The sequence below is a fragment of the Aestuariivirga sp. genome (assembly GCF_046093005.1).
Taxonomy (GTDB): Bacteria; Pseudomonadota; Alphaproteobacteria; order Rhizobiales; family Aestuariivirgaceae; genus Aestuariivirga.
On the sequence record NZ_JBJTER010000007.1, the window covers coordinates 1 to 21,814 of the forward strand.

23 protein-coding genes are annotated in these 21,814 nt (G+C 64.3%); 20 read left to right on the forward strand and 3 right to left on the reverse strand.

Features of this window, described 5'->3' with window-relative positions; all coding sequences use genetic code 11:
• The first annotated feature begins 39 nt into the window (after positions 1-39).
• The 4 genes from ACKOED_RS00265 (at position 40) to ACKOED_RS00280 (ending at position 3,304) form a co-directional block, all read left to right on the forward strand.
• Entirely contained in the window at positions 40-972 is a 933-nt protein-coding gene (locus ACKOED_RS00265) for a zinc ABC transporter substrate-binding protein (RefSeq protein ID WP_408914571.1), read from the forward strand.
• Positions 973-1,038: 66 nt separating this feature from the next.
• The gene (locus ACKOED_RS00270) at positions 1,039-1,707 is read left to right on the forward strand and encodes a DUF1007 family protein (RefSeq protein WP_408914572.1); all 669 of its coding nucleotides are present in this window, start codon (positions 1,039-1,041) and stop codon (positions 1,705-1,707) included.
• Positions 1,695-2,828: a nickel/cobalt transporter gene (locus tag ACKOED_RS00275; RefSeq protein WP_408914573.1), complete on the forward strand. Its 1,134-nt coding sequence runs from the start codon at positions 1,695-1,697 to the stop codon at positions 2,826-2,828. The genes ACKOED_RS00270 and ACKOED_RS00275 overlap by 13 nt, the downstream gene beginning before the upstream one ends.
• Positions 2,829-2,836: 8 nt before the next feature.
• A complete protein-coding gene (locus ACKOED_RS00280; protein WP_408914574.1) occupies positions 2,837-3,304 on the forward strand; it encodes a TspO/MBR family protein in 468 nt (155 codons plus the stop codon).
• Positions 3,305-3,335: 31 nt separating this feature from the next.
• On the opposite strand, the gene ACKOED_RS00285 is transcribed toward ACKOED_RS00280, so the two are convergent.
• Complete coding sequence (locus ACKOED_RS00285; RefSeq protein ID WP_408914575.1) at positions 3,336-3,962, reverse strand: phosphoribosyltransferase family protein; 627 nt, start codon at positions 3,960-3,962, stop codon at positions 3,336-3,338.
• Positions 3,959-4,711, reverse strand: a complete 753-nt coding sequence (locus ACKOED_RS00290) for a BtpA/SgcQ family protein (protein WP_408914576.1) — start codon at positions 4,709-4,711, stop codon at positions 3,959-3,961. The genes ACKOED_RS00285 and ACKOED_RS00290 overlap by 4 nt, the downstream gene beginning before the upstream one ends.
• A gap of 70 nt (positions 4,712-4,781) precedes the next feature.
• Here ACKOED_RS00290 and ACKOED_RS00295 point away from each other — a divergent pair, with 70 nt between their 5' ends.
• The 15 genes from ACKOED_RS00295 to ACKOED_RS00365 all read left to right on the forward strand — a co-directional run bounded on the left by ACKOED_RS00295 (position 4,782) and on the right by ACKOED_RS00365 (position 19,652).
• Positions 4,782-5,681 carry a LysR substrate-binding domain-containing protein gene (locus ACKOED_RS00295; RefSeq protein WP_408914577.1) on the forward strand — a complete coding sequence of 300 codons (900 nt, stop codon included), beginning with the start codon at positions 4,782-4,784 and terminating at the stop codon, positions 5,679-5,681.
• Between the two features lie 162 nt (positions 5,682-5,843).
• Complete coding sequence (locus ACKOED_RS00300) at positions 5,844-6,971, forward strand: spermidine/putrescine ABC transporter substrate-binding protein (RefSeq protein ID WP_408914578.1); 1,128 nt, start codon at positions 5,844-5,846, stop codon at positions 6,969-6,971.
• A gap of 20 nt (positions 6,972-6,991) precedes the next feature.
• Positions 6,992-7,258: a hypothetical protein gene (locus tag ACKOED_RS00305; RefSeq protein WP_408914579.1), complete on the forward strand. Its 267-nt coding sequence runs from the start codon at positions 6,992-6,994 to the stop codon at positions 7,256-7,258.
• Entirely contained in the window at positions 7,255-8,112 is an 858-nt protein-coding gene (locus tag ACKOED_RS00310) for an ABC transporter permease (RefSeq protein ID WP_408914580.1), read from the forward strand. The genes ACKOED_RS00305 and ACKOED_RS00310 overlap by 4 nt, the downstream gene beginning before the upstream one ends.
• On the forward strand, positions 8,109-8,909 hold the full coding sequence (locus ACKOED_RS00315) for an ABC transporter permease (protein ID WP_408914581.1): 801 nt from the start codon (positions 8,109-8,111) through the stop codon (positions 8,907-8,909). Before ACKOED_RS00310 ends, ACKOED_RS00315 begins: the two co-directional genes overlap by 4 nt.
• Positions 8,909-9,970, forward strand: a complete 1,062-nt coding sequence (locus tag ACKOED_RS00320) for an ABC transporter ATP-binding protein (RefSeq protein ID WP_408914582.1) — start codon at positions 8,909-8,911, stop codon at positions 9,968-9,970. Before ACKOED_RS00315 ends, ACKOED_RS00320 begins: the two co-directional genes overlap by 1 nt.
• 4 nt (positions 9,971-9,974) lie before the next feature.
• On the forward strand, positions 9,975-10,862 hold the full coding sequence (locus ACKOED_RS00325) for a polysaccharide deacetylase family protein (RefSeq protein WP_408914583.1): 888 nt from the start codon (positions 9,975-9,977) through the stop codon (positions 10,860-10,862).
• A gap of 152 nt (positions 10,863-11,014) precedes the next feature.
• Positions 11,015-11,782, forward strand: a complete 768-nt coding sequence (locus ACKOED_RS00330; RefSeq protein ID WP_408914584.1) for an HpcH/HpaI aldolase family protein — start codon at positions 11,015-11,017, stop codon at positions 11,780-11,782.
• A complete protein-coding gene (locus ACKOED_RS00335; protein ID WP_408914585.1) occupies positions 11,782-12,825 on the forward strand; it encodes an NAD(P)-dependent oxidoreductase in 1,044 nt (347 codons plus the stop codon). The genes ACKOED_RS00330 and ACKOED_RS00335 overlap by 1 nt, the downstream gene beginning before the upstream one ends.
• 76 nt (positions 12,826-12,901) lie before the next feature.
• The gene (locus ACKOED_RS00340; RefSeq protein ID WP_408914586.1) at positions 12,902-14,356 is read left to right on the forward strand and encodes an extracellular solute-binding protein; all 1,455 of its coding nucleotides are present in this window, start codon (positions 12,902-12,904) and stop codon (positions 14,354-14,356) included.
• Between the two features lie 112 nt (positions 14,357-14,468).
• The gene (locus tag ACKOED_RS00345) at positions 14,469-14,870 is read left to right on the forward strand and encodes a DUF2306 domain-containing protein (protein ID WP_408914587.1); all 402 of its coding nucleotides are present in this window, start codon (positions 14,469-14,471) and stop codon (positions 14,868-14,870) included.
• 2 nt (positions 14,871-14,872) lie between these two features.
• Positions 14,873-15,754: a carbohydrate ABC transporter permease gene (locus ACKOED_RS00350; protein ID WP_408914588.1), complete on the forward strand. Its 882-nt coding sequence runs from the start codon at positions 14,873-14,875 to the stop codon at positions 15,752-15,754.
• Positions 15,751-16,584: a carbohydrate ABC transporter permease gene (locus ACKOED_RS00355; RefSeq protein ID WP_408914589.1), complete on the forward strand. Its 834-nt coding sequence runs from the start codon at positions 15,751-15,753 to the stop codon at positions 16,582-16,584. Before ACKOED_RS00350 ends, ACKOED_RS00355 begins: the two co-directional genes overlap by 4 nt.
• Before the next feature lie 2 nt (positions 16,585-16,586).
• Positions 16,587-17,660 carry an ABC transporter ATP-binding protein gene (locus ACKOED_RS00360; RefSeq protein ID WP_408914590.1) on the forward strand — a complete coding sequence of 358 codons (1,074 nt, stop codon included), beginning with the start codon at positions 16,587-16,589 and terminating at the stop codon, positions 17,658-17,660.
• Positions 17,661-17,678: 18 nt separating this feature from the next.
• Entirely contained in the window at positions 17,679-19,652 is a 1,974-nt protein-coding gene (locus tag ACKOED_RS00365) for a hypothetical protein (RefSeq protein WP_408914591.1), read from the forward strand.
• Here ACKOED_RS00365 and ACKOED_RS00370 read toward each other — a convergent pair.
• On the reverse strand, positions 19,642-20,526 hold the full coding sequence (locus tag ACKOED_RS00370) for a DMT family transporter (RefSeq protein ID WP_408914592.1): 885 nt from the start codon (positions 20,524-20,526) through the stop codon (positions 19,642-19,644). The genes ACKOED_RS00365 and ACKOED_RS00370 overlap by 11 nt on opposite strands.
• A gap of 134 nt (positions 20,527-20,660) precedes the next feature.
• Between ACKOED_RS00370 and ACKOED_RS00375 the strand changes: the two genes are divergently transcribed.
• Complete coding sequence (locus ACKOED_RS00375; RefSeq protein WP_408914593.1) at positions 20,661-21,788, forward strand: PotD/PotF family extracellular solute-binding protein; 1,128 nt, start codon at positions 20,661-20,663, stop codon at positions 21,786-21,788.
• Positions 21,789-21,814: the final 26 nt, after the last annotated feature.

Sequence of the window (21,814 nt, forward strand, 5' to 3'; positions counted from 1 at the left end):
GAGATATGTTATATTATAACATTTTAGAAAGATGCGCTCATGCGATTCATGCTGTCGGTTTTGGCGCTTGCGCTAGCGGCCACGCCAGCCTTGGCGCTGCCACGGGTGATTGCTTCGGTGGTGCCGGTCCATGGCATCGTCTCGGCGGTGATGGGCGACACCGGCCAGCCTGAACTGCTGCTGGACGGAAGCCTCTCAGAGCACCGCGCCAAGTTCACCCCGCAACAGATTGCGGCACTGGGCCAGGCTGATGTGGTGTTCATGATCGGCCAGGGTCTGGAAGCCAAGCTCTCCCAGCTCAGCGGCAGCGAGGCGGTGAACGGCAAGCGTTTTGTGGAATTGGCACTGGCGCCGGGCGTCGCCACTCTGCCAATCCGGGAAGGCGGGGCCTGGGAGGCGCATGATCATGATCACGGACACGACCATGATCATGGCCACGATCATGAGGGCGTTTTGAGGTTCGACCCGCATGTCTGGCTCGATCCGGTGAATGCCAAGGCGATGGCCGCCACCGTGGCGGCGGCGCTGGCCAAGGCCGATCCGCCAAATGCCGCAGCTTACCGGGCCAATGCGGAGGCCTTCGCCGCTTCGCTTGCCGAGGAGGAGACCAGGATTGCCGCAGAACTCGCTCCGGTGAGGGACCAGCCCTATGTGGTGTTTCACGACGCCTACCAATATTTCGAGAACCGCTTCGGACTGTCGGCGGCGGGGTCGATTTCCGATGTCTCAGCCCAGGCGCCATCGGCGGAACGGCTGGCCGAAGTGCGCAAGAAGATCACGGATGTGAAAGCGAAGTGCGTGTTCCGTGAGCCCCAGTATGACGGCAAGCTGGTGGCTGCCGTGGTCGAGGGCACCGGCGCCAGGCAAGGCGTTCTCGACCCACTGGGCGCATCGCTGACGCCGGGGCCAGACGCCTATCGGCAACTGCTCGGGAACCTTGCCGCAAGCTTGAAGGATTGCCTGGCGCCTTGAGCCCTCCGCTTCACTTTTTTGCCGCATTGCCGCATCATTCGTCGGGCCTACTCATGAGGCCGGTCGATGATCCTGAAAAAGTGGTTCGCTTGCTCAGCCGGTTTGACGCTGCTGTGTGCCGCCGCGGCGCCGGCGCTGGCGCATCCGCATGTGTGGGTTGAGATGCGCTCCGACATCGTGTTCGACGGCCAGGGACGGATCGCCGCCATGAACCTGATGTGGACCTTCGACGACGGTTATGCGCAGGTGGCGCTTGACGGCCTCGACGCCAATGGCGACGGCCTCTACGACCCAACGGAGCTTGAACCGCTGAGCAGGGAAAACATCGAATCCCTGAAAGACTATGATTTCTTCACGGTGATGCGCTTCAACGGCGAGAAACAGGCTTTCGCGCCAGTCACCGAATATGGCCAGATCTACTCCAACGGCAAGCTGCAGCTTCACCTGCAGGTGCCGCTCAAGACCCCCCTCGACCCGGCCAAGGGGGAATTCATGGCCAAGGTCTATGACCCGGAATTCTTCATCGCCTTCGATTACGCCAAGGATGATCCAGTCGCGGTGCTGGGCGCCATGCCCAAATCCTGCGCTATGGAGGTGAAGCCGGTGCCGACCGATGCGGAAATCGAACAGACCAGGGCCATGCTGGCCACCAAGGGCCGTGACTGGAAGCCCGAGACGGAAGAGGATTTCGGCGCGCTGTTCGCTCAGCCGGTGATCATCAAATGCCAGGCCTGACGCGGCTGTTCGCCGCTTTCCTGACCGTTGTCGCGCTGGCGCTTGCCGCCGTTCCGCCGCTGCTGGCCGAAACCGCCTCTCAACCGGCTGCCGAACAGGCCAGCGAGGCCCCCAAGATCGACCGCCGCAAGCTCCTCGTGCAGCCCCGCAACAAGGATGGCACGCTGGTCCAGGTCTCATTCTTCGAAGATCCGGTGCTGTGGGCGCGGGAGAAGCAGCAGGCCTTCTACGGCAGCCTGTCCGGTGCGCTGCGCCAGATCAAGGGCGCCTCGCCCGCCGCCGCCGCATGGACGCTGATGCTGATGAGCTTCGCCTATGGCGTGTTCCATGCCGCGGGCCCCGGCCACGGCAAGGCGGTGATCTCGGCCTGGCTCCTGGCCACCGAGAACCAGCTGCGGCGGGGTATCGTCATTTCGCTGATGAGTTCCATCATTCAGGCGCTCACCGCCATCGTGCTGGTGAGCGTGTTGTTCCTGGTCGTGGCAAGCGTGGGCTCGACGGCGCGCAACGTCGCGGGGCTTCTCGAAAGCGCCAGCTATGCGCTGATCGCGCTGATGGGCGTCTACCTGATCTGGACGGGCCTGCGCGCAGGGCTGCCGGCCCGGGCGCTTGCAACGCCAGCGCCCGCCATGCCGGCGCTGACAACGCGCCAGGCCGTGGCGCTGCATGATTTCGCGAGCTTCCAGCCAATCGCCAGTGCCGCCACCGTCCCCGGCCATGTGCATGGGCCTGATTGCGGCTGCGGCCATGCGCATGTTCCCACCCCGCGCGACGTGGTGGGCGACTGGTCTCTCGCCAAGGCCTTCTCGCTCGCCTTCGCGGTGGGCATCAGGCCATGCACCGGGGCCATTCTGGTGCTGCTGTTTGCCAGCGGGCTCGGGCTTTACTGGGCGGGGATCGCCGCCACCTTCGCCATGGCGGCCGGCACCTTCATCACCGTTTCGGCGATCGCCGCGCTCGCCGTCTATTCAAAGAAGCTGGCGGCGCGTATGCTGCGCGGCAACGCCCGCCTGCTCGACGGCTTCGCGTTGAGCCTCAGGCTGGCGGGGGGCGCGGCCATTGCTTTTCTCGGAACCATTCTGTTTCTCGGCTCGCTCGGTTCAACCAACGCAATGATGTGAGGCCATAGATGCGCAACAAATGGCTCGTTCTTATCGGCCTCGTCCTGCTCTGCCTTGTCTCGGGCATGGTCATCGGCTTCATCAGCGCCGAGTCCATCGACGGCTGGTACCGCAGCATCGCCAAGCCGTGGTGGACGCCGCCCGACGCCGTGTTCGGGCCGGTGTGGACGGTGCTTTACATCATGATGGCGGTGGCCGCCTGGCTTGTGTGGCTCACCAGGGACCGGGCCGGTCCGGCGCTCGTTCTGTTCTTCGTGCAGTTGGCCTTCAACCTGCTGTGGTCGCTTCTGTTCTTCGCCGCCCGCTCGCCGGGCCTGGCGCTGATCGAGGTGGTGTTCCTGTGGACGGCGGTGGCGGCTACCATGGTGGCCTTCTTCAATAGGTCCAGGCTGGCCGGCTGGCTGTTCGTTCCCTATCTCGCCTGGGTGAGCTTCGCCGCCGTACTCAACGCGGCGATCTGGTGGATGAACCGGTAGGATACCGGCGCGCCGCCCCTCGGTTTCATGCTCACCGGATCGCCGGAAACACCAGTTCCGGCCGGTAGCTGGCGAAGCTTGACAGCTTTTGGGCATTGCATTCCGCCTGCCAGCGGCTGCCTTGAACGACACCCGAAACGCAGCGGTATTTCTTGCGGTAGCCGTCGGGGGCGGCGTTCTCTTCGATCGCCACCGCCGCCATCGCCACCACCTGCCCGCCCTGGCGCTCGACCAGCCTGATGGCGCCGTCCATGGTGCCGCCGGTTTCCACCCACTGGTCGGCGAGCAGCACCTTGGTGCCCTTGGCGAAGGCGGGCAGCCGCATTTCCATGTCCTGGGTGCGGCCGGAATAATTGCTGAAGCTCACCTTGTCGGTGTCGACGCAGAGCTTGCCCGCATTGCGGATCGGCAGGAAGCCGATGCCGAGCCTGGTTGCCAGCGCCGAACCCAGCACGAAGCCCATGGCGTCGAGTCCGCCCACCACATCGCAGGAAACGCCCTTGAGATCGGCCACCAGAGCGTCGAGCAGGTCATGGAAAGCCTCGCCGTTGATGTAGATCGAGGTCGGGTCGAGCCAAGCGAATTTGGGGCCCTTGGTGTTGGGCGCCATCAGGTTCAGATACCAGCGGTCGTCGCGGGGTCCCTTGTTGCGGCTCATGACTTGGCTCCATGTTCGCGGGTGAGTTTCAGCAGGCGCGAAAGCTTGCGGTGATCAATGTTGTAGAAATCGCCGTCGAGGTTGATGCCGGTCGCCACCATGAAGCCGTCGACGTCGTCCATGTAGAGATGCGCATTGTCCGGCGTGATGCCGGAGGCGAGTGTCAGGGCCTCATCGCCGATGCCGCGCCGGAAGGTGCGGATCTTGTCCATGTCCGCCGCATGCCCGGTGGCCACGCCCGAGGTGCAGACGGCATCCATATAGGCGGTGGCGAGGCGGGCCGATGTTTCGTAATGGGCGGGATCGACCTCGCGCTGTTTCTTGAAGCAGGTGCCGCCGGTGTAGATGCCGGTCCAGCCCGACGCGGCGCGTGCCGCCGCGATGCCTGAGGCTTCCTGCTGATCAGCCGCCGCACGGTGCTCGTCGATCCGCGCATCGTCCGCCCAATAGGCGTCAACCTGTGTGCCCTCGCGCTGCAGCCTGCCCAGCACCGGAAAGGCGTCGCGCCCGGTGACGGCAAGGAAGTTGACACCCATCCACAGTGAAGGAAAGCGGCGCCTGACATGCGCGATGATCGGCAGGAAAGGCTCAACCCCGAAGTCGTGATTGATGAGGAAGCAGCCCGGCGCGCCCTCGGCGATCAGGATGCGCACATTGCGCTCGGCCTGGGCCTCGTCGAGCACATGGATCACCGGCAGCACCGCCGGCCCCACGCTCTTGAACAGTTTCCGGAATTCATGGCGTCTCATGGCCGCGGAAATTACGGCCTTGCCTGAATTTCGGAAATTTATAATGATGATGATCGCATAAGGAGTAGCTATGCGGGCCATCAACCTGCCCACCGATCTCTTGCGGGCCTTCGTGAGCATCATCGATCTTGGGGGCTACACCCGGGCCGCCGACGCCCTGGGGCGCACCCAGCCGGCCGTGTCGCTGCAGATGAAACGGCTGGAGGAGCTGCTCGACGCCAAGCTGCTGCTCCATGAGGGCCGCGAGCTCAAGCTCACCGAGGAAGGCGAGGCGCTTGCGGTCTATGCCCGGCAGCTGTTGCGGCTCAATGACGAGGCGGTGGCGCGGCTCAAGGGCCGCCAGGCGAAGGGACAGCTGCGGGTAGGGCTCCCCACCGATTTCTCGGTTGCCTTCCTGCAGGACGCAATCACCATGTTCATGGGCGCCCAGGAGAAGGTGACGATGGCGATCACCTGCGATCTGTCGCGCAAACTTCTCGACCTGCTGCATGCCGACGAGCTCGACATCGCCATCGCGCTGCTCGCCCGCGACAAGAACCCCTATCTGGTGCGGAGCTGGGAGGAGCGGCCGATCTGGGCGGTGGCGCGGGACGTAAACATCAATCGCCAGCAGCCGGTGCCGCTGGTCACCCACCCCGAGGGCTGCCAATCCCGCCGCCGCTTGCCGGCGGCGCTCCGGTCGGAGGGGCGGGACTGGCGAATCGCCTACACCACGCCTGACATCGGCGGGCTGCAGCGCGCGGTGAGCTCCGGCATGGGGGTGACGGCGCTTACCCGCAAGACCCTGCTTGCCGACATGCGCCTGCTAAACGCCCGCGACGGCTTTCCGGTCATGGAGCCGATCCGCATCGGCATGTTCTACAAGCACCAGAGATTGTCGGTGGCCGGGCTGATGCTGGTCGACCAGCTGATCGCCCGCATGGACGAGGCCGCCGAGCCGGATGGCCAGCGATCCGCCGCCGCTCGATAAGCGCTGGTGATGCTTCCATTTGCAGCATAAATTTCCGGAATGATCGTCACGGCGGTAGGTGTGGCAACGACCCACTGGACCTCGGCGACAAGACGTGATGGCATGATCGGGTCAGGAAATGGGAATAACCGCCGGTCACCCTCCGGCTCCAGGGAGAAGTCAATGAGCAAGATTACCAAGCCTACCCGCCGCGACGTCCTCAAATATGGCGCCGCTGCCTCCACCGCGCTGTGCATGCCCTTTGTCAGCCGGGCCTGGGCAGAAACCGTCGAGATCAACATGCTGGCCTGGTATGGCCATGGCGAGCCTGACATGGTGGGCGCCTTCGAGGCCGCCAACAACGTCAAGTTCAAGCCGAAATACTATGCCGGCGGCGACAACATGATGGCGCTGATCGCCCAGTCGCCTCCGGGCACCTATGACATCATCCTTTCGGACGGCGAATTCGTGCAGCAGCTGAACGCGGCCGGCTACATCGAGGAGCTGAATGCCGCCGACTATCCGTTCGACGACATGCTCTATGACGACTTCAAGCAGTTCCCCGGCCACTGGAAGGACGGCAAGCTCTATTCGGTGATGGTGCGTTGCGGCCACCTCGGCGTGAGCTACAACACCACCGCCATGTCCGAAGAGGAGGCGATGAGCTACAAGGCCTTCTGGAAGCCCGAGATCAAGGGCAAGGTCGGCCACTTCGACTGGCACCTGCCGAATCTCGGCCAGATGAGTCTCTACAACGGCAACGGCGCCAAGCTCTGGGACCAGGACGAAGCCGGCTGGGAGAAGATCAAGGAAACCACGATGACGCTGCGCCCGCAGGTGGGTGGCTACTTCGACTACGGCGGCACCTTCAACGGCCTCAAGAACGGCGAGATGATGGCCATGGCCGGCATCGGCGACTGGATCACCGGCGTGCTCGAGCGCGACGGCGCCACCGTGAAGTCGGTGGTGCCGAAGGAAGGCGGCATCCAGTGGACGGAGTCCTACTCGATCGGCAAGGGCACGCAGAAGGCGGAGATCGTCAAGAAGTTCATCCAGTACATGCTCTCGCCCGAGGGCCAGGCGACCTCGGCCCGCATGCTCGCCTATCCCGGCTTCGCCATCACCAAGGGCGGCCGCGCCAAGCTGAACGAGGTCGATCCCAAGGAAGCCCAGCGCACCGGCCAGGTCGACGGCGCCCCTAATGATCCGATCACGCTGATCAAGGAAGGCCGGATCTTCTATCGCGACACGCCGAAGCAGCAGAGCCTCGAGGACTGGAACGAGTTCTGGCAGGAATACAAGAACGCCTGACGCGGCGGAGGCGACGCGTCATGCCGCAGCCGTCATCGGGCACTGCCGGAGGACGTCTCTCACCTTTGGTCATGGCCGGGCTTGACCCGGCCATCATCACAGGCGCTGCCGTCCCCTCTTTCGTCATGGCCGGGCTTGACCCGGCCATCATCACAGGTGCTGCCGCTGAAGAGGATGCCACGGTCAAGCCGTGGCATGACGAGGTTGTAGAGGTCCCCCCGCTCGTCATGGCCGGGCTCGACCCGGCGGTCTTCCTTGCCTGCGACGAATCCAGGCCGCTCGCATGACCGCCAGAGACCGCACCAGGCCAGACCTCTACGCCATCGCCTGGCGGCTGCCGCTCATTGTCTGGCAGGGGCTGTTCTTCGTCGGCCCGCTGATCTTCATGGTGGCGATGTCGTTCTTCCTGGTGAAGAACTACCGCATGGAGGCGGCCTTCCAGTTCTCGAACTGGATCAGGATGCTGGGCCGGGATTTCTTCTGGGACGCCTATTTTCTGACCCTGGGCCTCGCCGTGCTGGCCACCGCGCTCACCAGCCTCGCTGCCTTCCCGGCCAGCTACTATCTCGCCTTCAAGGCCTCGGAGCGTGCGCGCCGCTGGGCCATCTTCTTTCTCATCATTCCGTTCTTCACCAGCTATGTGGTGCGCGTCTTCGCCTGGCAGGTGATCCTCGCCCAGCAGGGCGTGATCAACGCCGGGCTTTCCTACCTCGGCCTCGGGCCTTACCAGATGCTCAACACCACGCTCGGCACCATGGTGGGCTATCTCACCCTGTGCCTGCCGCTCGCCGTGATCCTGCAGACCTTCGCGCTCGCCAACATCGACAAGCGCCTGGTCGAGGCCGCCCATAATCTCGGCTGCGGGCGGCTGCGGACTGTCTTCACGGTGGTGGTGCCGCTGGCCAAGACCGGGCTCGTGGTGGCCGCTGTCTTTTGCTTCATCCTGTCCTTCGGCGATTTCGTGTCGCCCTATTATCTGGGCGGCTCGAAGCCGCCCACGCTCTCCATCATGATCGTCGATACCTCGAAGTCCGGACAGCAATGGCCGCGCGCCGCCGTCGTTGCCATCATGATGATCGTCACCCTGCTGGTCGTCGCTTTCACGGCCATCGGCTTCGCCTACAGGAAGCGTGGCAGATGAGGGACGACAGGCCGCTCCGCTGGATTCTCCGGGCCTATGTGGCCCTGGTCTTCGTGTTCGTTTTCGCGCCGATCGTGGCGGGTCTGGTGTTCTCGTTCAACTCCGACCGTTTCCCGACGATCCCGCTCGGCTCCTTCACCACCGACTGGTATGTGAAGGCCTTCAGCAATCCGGAAGTCTGGGATGGCGCGCTGCGCAGCCTGATCGTCAGCGCCGTTACCGCCGTGATTTCGACCTTCATCGGCTTTTCCGCCGCCTACAACGATTATCGCTACGACTTTCTCGGCAAGAAGCTGTTCCTGGTGCTGGCGCTGCTGCCGCCCACCATCCCGCTGATCATCCTGGCGCTCGCCATGCTGGGCTGGCTTTCGATGTTCAACGCCTCGGGCATGACCATCTCGATCATCATCGCGCATGTCGTGCTGTGCGCGCCATTCGCCATGGCGGTGATCAGGCTCCGGCTCAGCCAGATGGACCCCAATCTCGAGCCCGCCGCCTGGAACCTCGGCGCCTCCGAATGGGAGACCATGAAATCGGTCATCATTCCCTTCACGCTGCCCTCGATCATCGCCAGCCTGTGCCTCACCGCGGCGGTGTCCTTCGATGAATTCGCGGTGGCGTGGTTCGTCTCCGGCCTCAACAAGACCATTCCGGTGGTGATCCTCGAAATCCTGACCGGCAACATCGATCCGCAGGTCAACGCCATCGGCACCGCCGTGTTCTTCGTCTCCATCACCCTTGTCGTCATCGCGCAGATGCTCATCATGGGCCGCGCCAGGAAAGCGGATCACGCCTGATGCCCGAGCCACTCGTCGTGTTCGACAATGTCGTGAAGCGCTTCGGCACCTTCGAGGCGGTGAAGCGCATGAATTTCGAGATCCGCGAAGGCGAGTTCCTCGCCTTCATGGGCCCCTCGGGCTGCGGCAAGACCACGACGCTGCGCATGCTGGCCGGGCTCGAAGAGCCGACCGAGGGCGACATCCGGCTTGCCGGCACATCGCTGCTGGGCGTCAAGCCGCATGAGCGCGACACGCCGATGGTGTGGCAGTCGCTGGCGCTGTTCCCGTTCCTCAACGCCCGCCAGAATGTCGAATTCGGCCTCAAGATGCGGGGCCAGGATGCCCAGACCCGGCGCAAGAAGGCGCTGGACTGGCTGGAGCGGCTCGGCATTGGCGAATTCGCCGAGCGCGACGTCAACTCGCTCTCGGGCGGCCAGCGCCAGCGCGTGGCCCTGGCCCGCGCCCTGGTCACCGAGCCCAGGATCCTGCTGCTCGACGAGCCGCTCTCGGCGCTCGATGCGCATCTCGTCATCCGCATGCAGGGGGTGCTGACCAAGCTGCAGCGCGAGCTCGGCATCACCTTCGTCTATGTGACGCACTCGCAGTCGGAGGCTTTCGCCATGGCCGACCGGGTGGTGATCATGTCCAAGGGCGAGATCGCCCAGATCGGTTCGGCGCGCGACATCTACCGCACCCCCGCCAACCGGTTCGTGGCCGAGTTCGTGGGCCGCAACAACATCTTCACCGGCACCGTCAATGCTGCGGGCAATGTCGAGACGGCGGCCGGAACCTTCGAACTTGATTCCAGAGCCCAGCCCGGCGCCGCGGTCAGCGTTGTCGTGGCGGCTGACGTGATGGCCCTCTCGGCCACCCGGCCAGCGGTCCGCAACAGCCTGAGCGCGCAACTCATCTCCGAGGAATTCGTGGGCTCGATGGTCACCTTGTTCTTCGAGGCGGCGGGTGGCATGGAAGTCAAGGTGCAGGTGCAGGAGCGGCTTCTCGAGGGCATTCCGCGCGAGCCCGGCCAGCAGCTCTATCTCTCGTTCGATCCGTCGCACGCCCATGTGCTGAAAGGCTGACCCGATGATCCGCAACCCCATTCCCTGGCCCAACGGCGCGCGCTGCGCCTGCGCCATCACCTTCGACATGGACGCCGACTCGCTGATCCACATCTCGCGGCCGGCCGATGGCCATGACCGGCTCTATCCCATCACCATGGGGCGCTACGGGCCGACGGTCGCCGTGCCGCGCATTCTGGACACCTACCGGAGGCTCGGCATCAAGCAGTCGTTCTTCATCCCGGCCTGGTGCATCGAGCAATATCCGGCGGCGGTGGAGGCGATCCTCAAGGACGGGCATGAGATCGGCCATCACGGTCTCATCCATGAAGACCCGATCGAGACCAAGGGCGAGGCGCAGCGCATCGCGTTTGAAAAGGCGCTCGCCATCCATGTGAAGCGCACCGGGCGCAAGCCGCGCGGCTACCGGGCGCCGGTCTACAATGTCACCCAGCAGGTCATCGACCTCCTGGTCGAGCATGGCTTCGCCTATGATTCCTCGCTGATGGCCGACGACATCCCCTATCTGATGAAAACTGCCAGGGGTGAGCTCTGGGAAGCGCCCGTGCACTGGGGCACCGATGACTGGCCGCCCTTCGCCCATTATGCCGAGATCGGCTACATGATGCCCGTGAAGGCGCCTTCCGAGGGCCTACAGGCCTTCTGGGAGGAGTTTGACGCCCAATATGAGGCGGGCGGCTTCTGGATGGGCATCTGGCACCCGTTCCTCACCGGCCGTCTGGCGCGCTGGCGCCAGGTGGAGCAGTGGCTGGCCCACACGCTCGAGACCAGGAACGTCTGGTTCGCCCCGCTGGAGGACATCATCGCCCATGTGCAGAAGGTGACGGCGGCCGGCGCTTACACGCCGCGGGTCGAATCGCTGCCCTATTACACCGCAAGCCAGGTGGGCTGACGGCCGCCAGACCTTGGGCTCGCCGGGAAGACGGCGATTGACGCGGCGCCGGAACCTCGGATAGCGTCCTTTTTCAGTGCCGTGCCAATGGCATGGCGGTTGAAACCGACTGGAACGGAGCCAGCTCCGCAAGGCCGGTGGGAGGTACCCGAATGGGTCTCAAGGCGCTTGCAAGCTCACGCGAGCTGAAAGTCGGCAACTTCGTTGTCGAGTTCGCCACGCCGGGAATCGGCCATATCCTCAAGGCTGCTGGGCTTGATTTCGCGTTCTTCGATCTCGAGCACTCGGGGTTTTCATTCGAGACGCTGAAGAGCGTGGTGCGCTATTTTGAGGCCGCCCAGCTTCCTGTCATCGTCCGGGTGCCGGCCCAGGAGCCGGACATGCTGGCCCGCGCCTGCGACATGGGGGCTGAAGGGCTGATCGCGCCGATGATCTCCAACGTCCGCCAGGCCCAGGCGATGGTCGATGCCGTGAAGTATTTCCCCGCCGGAAAGCGCGGGGTGGGGTTGCAAATGGCGCATGACAATTACAGCGCCGCCCCGGTGGCCGCGGCTTTGTCCGCCGCCAATGACCGCACGGTGGTGATCTGCCTGATCGAGACGGCGGAAGGAGCCGAGAACGCTGACGCTATCGCGGCGCTGCCGGGCGTCGATGGTCTGTGGATCGGCCATTTCGACTTGTCCGTCTCGCGGGGCATTCCCGGCGAATTCGCCAATCCGGTGTTCACCGCCGCGGTGGACCGCATCATCGCCGCCGCCCGGAAACACAACAAGGCGCTGGGCCGGCTGGTTCCCAGCGTCGAGCAGGGCATTTCCTTCTACCGGCAGGGCTTCGATTTCATCTGCTACTCGGGCGACATCTGGGTGCTGCGTGACGGGCTCGCCGCCGCCGGCAAGGCCATTCGCGAGGGCGTGCGCTGATGTCTGTCTTCCGTGTCGCGCTCTCGGGAGATTTCAGAAAAGCTGACGGCTCGCCCACCTTCCCCGATTTCGATCTGGCCCCGCTCAGGGCCGCGCCCAATGTGGAGATGGCCTATCTCGAGCCCGCCAATCCGGTCCGGGCCGAACAGCTCGAGGATTTCGATGCGCTGATCCTGCTAGCCAACCGCTTCGATGCTGGGAGCGTGCCGAGGAACGGCCGTCTTGCGGTGGTGGCGCGCTTCGGCGTGGGCTACGACTCGGTGGATGTTCCGTCCTGCACGGCGGGTGATGTCGCGCTCGCCATCACGCCGAATGGCGTGCGCCGTCCGGTTGCGGTGTCGATCATCACTTTCATCCTGGCGCTCACCGGCAAGATGATCGTGAAGGACCGGCTGGCGCGCATGGGCCCGCCGGGCTTTGCCGCGCGCGGCGAGCACATGGGCGTGGGGCTGGTCGGCAAGACGCTGGGCTCGCTCGGTGTCGGCAACATCGGCGCCGAGATGTTCCGGCTGGCCAGGCCCTTCGACATGAAGTTCATCGCCCATGACCCTTATGCCGATAAGGCGGTCGCGGCCGAGCTGGGCATCGAGCTGGTGCCTCTGGAAGAGCTCTTCTCCCGCGCCGACATTCTCTGCGTCAACTGCCCGCTGACGCCGGACACGCACCACATCGTCAATGCGCAGCGCCTCAAGCTGATGAAGCCCACGGCCTATTTCATCAATACGGCGCGCGGGCCGATCGTCGACCAGAAGGCGCTCACCCGCGTGCTGAGCGAAGGCAAGATCGCCGGCGCCGGGCTTGACGTGTTCGAGCAAGAGCCAACCGACCCCGACGATCCGTTGCTGAAGCTCGACAACATCATCTGCGCTCCGCACGCCCTGTGCTGGACCGACCAGTGCTTCGCGGGCAATGGCGCGGCTGACATCGCCGCGGTGCTGGCGGTGATGCGGGGAGAAGTCCCGCGCGGCGTCGTCAACCGCGACGTGCTCACAAAACCTGGGTTCAGGCAGAAGCTGGAGACATTCCGCAAGCGCTTCGGCTGACGCAAGAGATGCCCCGCAACGTCGGGGATAAGCAATGGCAGCCCGAAGGCGCCATTCATAACATGGGAGGAAGCACATGGTTACCAGACGCGACGTAGGCAAGATCGGCGTTGCCGCCGGGCTTGCTGGAACCACCCTGGCTGCGCGCCAGGCGGCAGCGGCGGACGCGGCGCAGACCGCGGTCGATGCCGCCAAGCAATACAGCGGCCAGACGATCTCCATCGTCTGGGAGGCGGGGCTCCAGGCCCTCGATCCGCTCAACTTCTCCGGCCCGAAGTGGAAGGAACTCACCGGCATCGACGTCAAGGTGGTCGAGGTCTCGACCGCCGAGATGTTCACCAAGATCATGCAGGACTACAAGTCGGGTGCCGGCGCCTATGACGCGCTGAACGTCATCCCGTCCTGGATGCCGGACCTGGCCAATGCCGGGGCGCTCGAAGTGCTCGACCCCTATGTCGACAAATACGGCTACCGCGAAGAATTGATGAAGATCGCGCCCACCTACCGTGACAACCAGATGATGGTGAACGGCAAGATCTATGGCCTGCCGGACGACGGCGACGTGTTCGTGATGTATTTCCGCAAGGATATCTTCGCCGACCCCGCGGTGCAGGCGGCCTTCAAGGCCAAGACCGGCAAGGACCTCGCCGTGCCCACCACCTGGGCCGATTTCGATGTCACCGGCGCGGCGCTCACCGAAATCCTCAAGGACAAGAACATGTTTGGCGCCGGCTTCTTCCGCCAGCCGCCCTATACGATGTTCATGTTCCAGGAGCGCTTCCGCAACGAGGGCGGCAAGTTCTTCGACGCCGGCACCATGAAGGCGGCGATCAATTCCGATGTCGGCGTCAAGGTGCTGACCGACTTGCGCGAGGAGAACAAGTGGATGCCGCCCGGCGTCGAGCAGTGGGGCTTCGTCGAGAACCTCGCCGCCTTCCTGCAGGGCCAGACTGCGATGACCATTTCCTGGCCGCCCTATGGCCGCTGGGCGGCGGGCTATGGCACCGACCAGGAAGTATTGAGCTGGGTGCCCAAATCCACGATCGCCGGCAAGGTCGGCTATGCCATGCCGCCCGGCGGGCACCCGGAACTCGCGGCGGGCTTCTGCCTCTCGGTGTCCTCGGCCTCCAAGAACAAGGACGCGGCCTACCTGTTCATCCAATGGCTGAACAGTGAAGCAACCTCGCTTGAGCGCGTGCAGCTTCCCTATGCGCTGCGTGACCCGTTCCGCGACTCGCACTTCACCTCGCCGGAATATCTGGCGAAATGGCCCGATGCGAAGGACTATCTGGCGGCGCTGCAGGCCGGCGCCACCAACGGCCTCCTCGACCTGTCGCTCCTCCAGACCGACAAGTATGAGGAGACGCTGCGCCAGATGATCTCCAAGCTGTGGGCGGGCGAAGACCCGAAGGCGATTGCCGACGCGGCCGCTGCCGAGTGGGACGCCATCACCGAGAAGATCGGCGTCGACAAGCAGAAGGAAGTCTACAGCAGCTGGGCGTCCAAGTCCGGCGCCTATCCGAAGATGTAGGACGCTCACGAAAACTCCCTTCTCCCGTCGGCCCAGCCGATGGGAGAAGGGGTCTGCCGAAAACACTCCTTCCCAAAGGCCGTGAACTCGCGAAAGCAGTAAGAAATACGGCATGTCCGTCGAACCACTCATCAATGCCCCACTGCCCATCCAGCTGCATGCCGCCGCGGCAGTGGCCGCGCTGGTGCTGGGCGCTGCTCAGCTCTGGCGTCCGAAAGGCGGTGCCAGGCATCGTTTCATCGGCTATGCGTGGGCGGCATTGATGCTGCTGATCGCGGTCTCCGGCTTCTTCATTCATGAGATCCGGTTGATTGGACCTTTCAGCCCGATCCATCTTCTGTCGTTCGTGATCCTCTTGACGGTGCCGCTTGCTGTGGTCTTCGCGCGCCGGGGAAACATCGCCGGTCACCGCCGCAGCATGCTGAGCATCTACTGGATCGCGCTGATCGTCGCAGGCATCTTCACACTGCTGCCTGGCAGGCTCCTTGGTCAGGTCTTGTTCGGACAGGACTAGCCATGCAGCTTGCCGCCCACAGCCCCGACCGCAATTTCAAATACTGGCTCATCGCGCCGGCGGTGTTCCTGCTGCTGGCGGTTGGGCTGTTTCCGCTGATCTATTCGCTCATCGTGTCCTTCATGCGCATTGACATGATGGACACTGACACGTCCTTCGCCGGCCTCTATAACTACACGCAGCTTTTCAGGGACGCGCGGCTCTGGCAGTCGCTGCTGCATACGCTCATCATCACGGCGATCGCGCTGCCGCTGGAACTGATCCTCGGCCTCGCCATGGCCTATCTGTTCCTCGAGAAGATGCCGGGCCGGGCCATTTTCATTTCGCTTCTCGTGCTGCCCACCATCATCTCGCCGATCGTCGCCGGCGCCACCTGGCGGCTCTTGCTGGACAACCAATACGGACCGATCAACCAGATCCTCGGCTGGTTCGCGGGTGAGCGCGTGAACCTGTTGTGGACCATCAGCCCGACGCTGGTCTATCCGGCCATCATCTTCTGCGAGATCTGGCAGTGGACGCCGTTCATGTTCCTGATCCTGCTGGCCGCGCTCTCCAACGTCGACAAATCCCAGACTGAGGCCGCCGAGATCGACGGCGCCTCCTTCTGGCGCAGCTTCCGCTACATCGTGCTGCCGGCCATCTGGCCGGTGATGGCGATCGCCATCCTGATCCGCGGGCTCGATCTGTTCCGCATCTTTGACATCATCTGGGCGCTCACCATGGGCGGGCCCGGCACCATGACGGAGACGATCTCGGTCTACACCTACAACCAGGGCTTCAAGCAGTTCGAGACCAGCTACACCGCGGCCATCGCCTTCCTGGTCATCGCCATACTCACCATCATCGTCACCTGGGCCATCCGGCGCATGGGGCTTGCGAAATGAGCGCCACCCGCCGCAGCCCCGGCATGCGCCTGGCGCTCCGCTATCTCGCCGCGGCGCTGATCACCGTGGTCTTCGTGTTCCCGGTCTATTGGCTATTCATCATTTCCTTCAAGACGCCGGATGAGATCTTCGCCTTTCCGCCGGTGTGGTATCCGAAATCGCTCCAGCTCGCGAACTATCACGTGCTGTTCAAGGACGGCGACGCGGCGACCGTGGGCAACAGCCTGATCCTCGCCAGCGTCTCCACCTTCTTCGCCATGATCCTCGGCACCATCGCCGCCTACAGCCTGGTGCGCTTCAAGACCGGCGGCGAGAACCTAGCGGTATGGATCATCTCGCAGCGCATGATGCCGCCGGTGGCCATCGTGTTTCCACTGTTCCTCGCTTATGTCTTCATCGGCTGGGTGGACAGCTATGTGGGCCTCATCGTGCTCTATACGGCCTTCTCGCTGCCCTATGTCATCTGGATGATGCGCGGCTACATCGAGGACATCCCGCTGGAACTCGAGGAATCGGCGCTTGTTGACGGCTGCAGCCGCTGGGAGGTGCTGTGGAAGGTGGTGTTCCCCATGGCGCGGGCCGGGCTCTTCGCCACCGCCGTGTTCACCTTCGTGTTCGCCTGGAACGAGTTCCTGTTCGCCCTGGTGCTGACCCGCACCGAGGTGACGACCTACACCGTGCAGGTCACGCATTATTTCGGCGGGCAATCGAATTTCTGGGCCAAGATCGCCGCCATGTCGGTGCTGGGCACCATCCCCGTCTTCTTCACCGTCGCCGTCATGCAGCGCTTCCTGGTGCGCGGCATTTCCATGGGCGCAGTCAAGGGCTAGCCATGTCGGATCTCAAGATCAGCAATCTCCACAAGCACTACGGCCCCTTCCACGCCGTGAAGGGCATCGACCTTGAGGTGCCGTCGGGCGAATTCACGGTGCTGGTGGGGCCCTCGGGCTGCGGCAAGTCCACCCTGCTGCGCACCATCGCCGGACTCGAGGATGCCAGTTCCGGAACTGTCGAAATCGCCGGGCGCGACGTCACCTGGGCCAGGCCCCGGGACCGCGACATCGCCATGGTGTTCCAGAACTACGCGCTCTACCCCTATCTCAACGTCAAGGACAACATCGCCTTCGGGCTGCGCGCCCGCAAATTCGCCGAAGCCGAGGTTGAGAAGCGGGTGGCGCGCGCATCTGAAATGCTGGGCATCGGCCATCTCCTCGGCCGCTTCCCGCGTGAGCTTTCGGGCGGCCAGCGCCAGCGCGTCGCCATTGGCCGCGCCATCGTGCGCGATGCGGTACTCTATCTCTTCGATGAGCCGCTCTCCAATCTGGACGCCCAGCTCCGGGACGACATGCGCGTCGAGATCAAGCGCCTGCACCAGGAACTCGGCCGCACCATGATCTATGTGACGCATGACCAGATCGAGGCCATGACGCTCGCTGACCGCATCGTGCTGTTGCGCGATGGCCAGATCGAGCAGCAGGGCGCGCCGCTTGATCTGTTTGAACGCCCGCGGAGCCGCTTCGTGGCGGGCTTCCTCGGCAGCCCCAAGATGAATTTCATTCCCGCCACGCTCACCGCCAGTGGCGTGGCGCTCGAGGACGGCACCGAACTGGCGCTCATTGGCCGCGCCGGGCTCAAACCCGGCCAGCCGGTGATCCTCGGGCTCCGCCCGCAGTATATCGCCATGGCCGGCAAGGCGCTGAGCCCCGGCCATGTCCGCGTCCCGGTGACGATCGAACTTGTGCAGCCGACCGGCTCGCGCGTGCAGGCCACCATGCCGCTGGGCGGCGCCAGCATCATCGCGGAGCTCGCCGCGCATGACGTGTCGCGGCCCGGTGAGCGAACCGAAATCGACATCGACATGACGCGCGCCGTCATGATCGATCCCGCAACCGAGAAGGTTCTGTAAGTCACTGGGAGGCAGACCATGGCAAAGAGTGCTCTCACCCGCGCGATCAAGCTCACCGGAACCGATGTCAAGGAAGGCAAGCGGCGCACCCTCGCCGCCGGCCCCATCACCGCGACCTTCGACGACGGCGCGCTCCGCCACATCCGCTTCAAGGGCGCGGAGGTGCTGCGCGGCATCGCCTATCTGGTGCGCGACAAGAACTGGGGCACCTATGCGCCGGTGATCGAGAATCTGAAATTGCGCCAGGGCAAGGACAGTTTCAGCATCAGCTACACCGCCACCTGCCGGGACAAGGACCAGGCGATCCGCTACGAGGCGAAGATCGAGGCCGGTTCCAGCGGCACCCTGTCGTTTTCGGCGGTGGCAACACCGCTCACCGATGTCCTTACGAACCGCACGGGCTTCGTGGTGCTGCACCCGCTCGCGGGCGTGGTGGGAGAGCCGGTTGAGATCGTCCACACCGACGGCAAGAAGCGCAAGGGCCGGTTCCCGAAATTCATCAGCCCCGGCCAGCCCTATTTCGAAATCCGTTCGCTCAAACACCAGGTCATGCCCGGCGTTTCCGCCACGGTGCTGATGGAGGGCAACAAGTTCGAGATGGAGGACCACCGCAACTGGATGGACGCCTCCTACAAGACCTATGTGTGCTCGCTGCTCGATCCGTGGCCCTATACGCTCAGGAAGGGCGAACCCTTTACCCAGTCAATCACGCTCACCATCGAGGGTAAGCCCGCGGCGCGCAGGGCCGCGAAGTCCGGCTCGGGTGTCACCGTGGCGGTCGGCGGCGCCAGCGGCCGCATGCCGGTGCTCGCCGCGGGCGTGCCGATGGCGGAAGCCGCGGCAGCGCTCGACAAGGCGGATCTGATCGCCGCCATGAGGCTGCCGGAACTCGTGTTCCAGATCGATGGCCGCAATGCGGGCCAGTGTGCGGCGGCGGCGGCGTTCCAGTCCCTGAAGGAGAAGACCCAAGCGCGCGCCACGCTGGAGATCGTGCTGCCGGCCAAGGCCTCTGCCAGGCAGGAAGTCAACGCCATAGCCGATGACGTCAGGGCGGCGGGCTTCAAGCCTGATGCGGTGGTCATCACCCAGATGCATGATCTCAAGTCCTTCCAGCCCAACACGCCACGGCCCTGGGGCCCGACCTATGAGGAGATGGCGGCGGCGGCGCGCGCGGCGTTTCCAGGGCTGGCCGTCGGCGGCGGCATGCTGTCCTACTTCACCGAGCTCAATCGCAAGCCGGTGCCCAAGGGCCTGTTCGATTTCGTCACGCACAGTGTCTGCCCCATCGTGCATGCCGCCGATGATGTCTCGGTGATGGAGACGCTGGAGGCCATTCCCTCGATCATCGCCTCGACCCGCAACATGATTGGCCGCACGCCCTACCGCCTCGGGCCATCCTCGATCCCGTGCCGCGACAATCCTTATGGCGCCGCCGTCGCGCCCAATCCCGGCAATGGCCGCGTCTGCCTCTCCGACATGGACCCGCGCCAGCGCGCGCTGTTTGCCGCGGCGTGGAATGTGGGGCTGCTGGCGGCGGCCGCGCGCGGCGGGCTTGACAGTGTGGCGCTCGGCGCGGTGACCGGGCCGCAAGGCGCCATCTACCGCAGGATGAGCCATGCCCAGCCCTGGTATGATGGTGCGAAGGCAGCGGTCTATCCCGCCTACCATGTGCTGGCGGGCCTCGGCCCGGCGAGCGGCAACAAGCGGCTGGAGGCGGAAAGCAGCGCGCCCGCGCAAGTGGCCGCGCTCGCGCACCGCAGCCGCAACGGCACGGAACTGTGGCTCGCCAACCTGACGGCGGAGCCCCGCAAGGTGAAGGTCACGGGCCTCTCCGGCGCGTCGGAACTCCATCGCCTGTCCGAATCACAGTTCCAGAAACTGGCGGTGGACCCTGGCTTCCTGTTGCGCCCCGGCGACAGGCTGAAGAAGCCTGGCAGCGTTGAGTTGGGTCCCTATGAAGTGGCGCGGCTCAGAACCTCCGTCAGCGCCTGAGCACCTCGATCAGCCCTGCCGCCACGATCAGCGCCGTGCCGATACCGTCCGCGAGGCTGAACGGCTCGCCTGACAGGATCGAGGCCGAGATCGCGCCGAACAGCACTTCGGTCATCAGCAGAATGCCCACCCGCGCCGGGTCGATCCGTTGCGCCGCCCACAGCACCAGGAAGTTCGGCGGCACGAACAGCACCGCTGCAATGAGCACGATCCACGGCAGCATGGCCATGAGCGGGCCGGGCGTGGCCAGCGTCAGGCCCAGTGATGTGGCCACCAGCAGGATCACGATCGATGACAGGAAACCGCCGAGTGCGAAGCTGAACACCGGCAGCGCAATGCGGTCGCTGGGCCGCCGGAAGCTGCGGATCGAACCGGCCGCCCAGAACATGCCGCTGGCCAGTGCCACCACATCGCCAAGGTTGCGCGGCATCGGCAGACCTTCCGTTACGCCAAGTACCGCCGCCAGTCCGGCAAAGCCCAGCATGATGGACAGCAGCCGCGCGGCATCAAGACGCTGACGGTACAGCAGCCAGCTGCCGAGCGTGCTCCACACCGGCGTCAGATAGAACAGCAGAATCGCATGGATGACGTCCGTCATCACCAGGCTGACGGTGTAGAGCGAGAACGCCGTGCCCAGCAGCAGCCCGTTGATCATCTGATCCCGGAAACCCTGCCAGGCGGCGCGCCGGGTGAGCCAGGGCAGGGCGGAGAGTAGCGCCGCGGCGTTGAAGATCAGCGCCACCCAGCCGCCGCCGACGCCTTCGGCGTCGAACCACCGCAGCGGCAACCAGAAGATGCCCCACATTGCACCGCACAAGGCAACGGCGCCGGCGGCCAGCAGGGTCTGATTGGTTCGGGTTTCGGGAAGGGCCATCCGAGGCTTAATGCCGAAGGCCCGCCAGCGGTGCAAGGCTTCATGCGGTTATTCCCTTGACCCCTGCGAACCGGGTTTGATTATATGGCCGTCCAGGAACATAAATCATTAAAAGCCGCCTTAGGGAGAAAGCCATGCCGAAGAACATCAGCGGACTGAACAACAGCCGCCGCAAATTCCTGAAACGCGCCGGCCTCATGATCGCCATGCCGGCCATCGTGGGGCGCGCATCGGTGACCACCGCCCGCGCCGCCTTCGAGGGCGAGAGCCTCATCGCCGTGTCGTGGTCCGGCAACTATGAGCAGGTGTTCCGCGAAACCATCATCGATCCGTTCAACGCCAAGTACAACACGAAGGCTGAAACGGTCGGCGGCTGGGATCAGATCGTGAGCCAGATCAAGGCCGCGCCGGAGGATAACCCGCCCTTCGACGTCACCGTCGCCGAGGACTATATCTCCTCCACCGGCCTGGCGGAAAACCTCTATGTGAAGACCGACCGGTCCAAGATCCCCAATCTTGAGGCCGTCTACCCGTGGTTCTACGAAACCCGCCCGGACAAGGCGAAGGACTATGGCATTCCCTTCGGCGGCGGCACCTGCATGCTGCTGCTGAGGAAGAGCCTCGGCATCGCGCCCGATACCTGGGGCCTCCTTTGGGATGACCGGCTGGCCGGCAAGGTGACCGCCGACAGCGGCGCCTGGTGGTGGACGCTGTCGGTTCCGGCGGTGATGAACCAGGCCTCGCCTGGTCTTGACGAAATGTATGACATGAGCACCGCCGAGCCGCTGTTTCAGCAGCTCGACAAGCTCAAGGTCGCAAAGTGGTTCAAGGATGGCGCCGAGCAGGCCAACCTCCTCAACCAGGGCGAGGCCGACGTGGCGATGAGCTATTCCTCCGACGCCTACACCTTCATGAACCAGAGCCCCGGCGAATATCTGGCCTCGGTGCCGAAGGAAGGCGTGTCGGCCTGGGCGGACTGGTATTTCAAGGTGCGCGGCACCCGCCACAATGATCTCGCCGACCTGTTCATGAACTATCTCCTCGACAAGGAGACGCAGGACCGCTTCCTCGCCAAGACGCTGATCTTCATGGCCCGCAAGGACGTGACCGTGCCGGAACACTGGGTGGGCTATCCGAAGTCCAACGAGGACTATCACCGCATGTTCCAGATCATCACCATGGACGGCTGGGACAAGATCAATGCCAATTACCAGGCCTTCGACGACCGCATGAAGCAGACGGTCGCAAAGACCTCGGGCTAAAGGCGCGGGGCCTTCCGCAAGGCCCC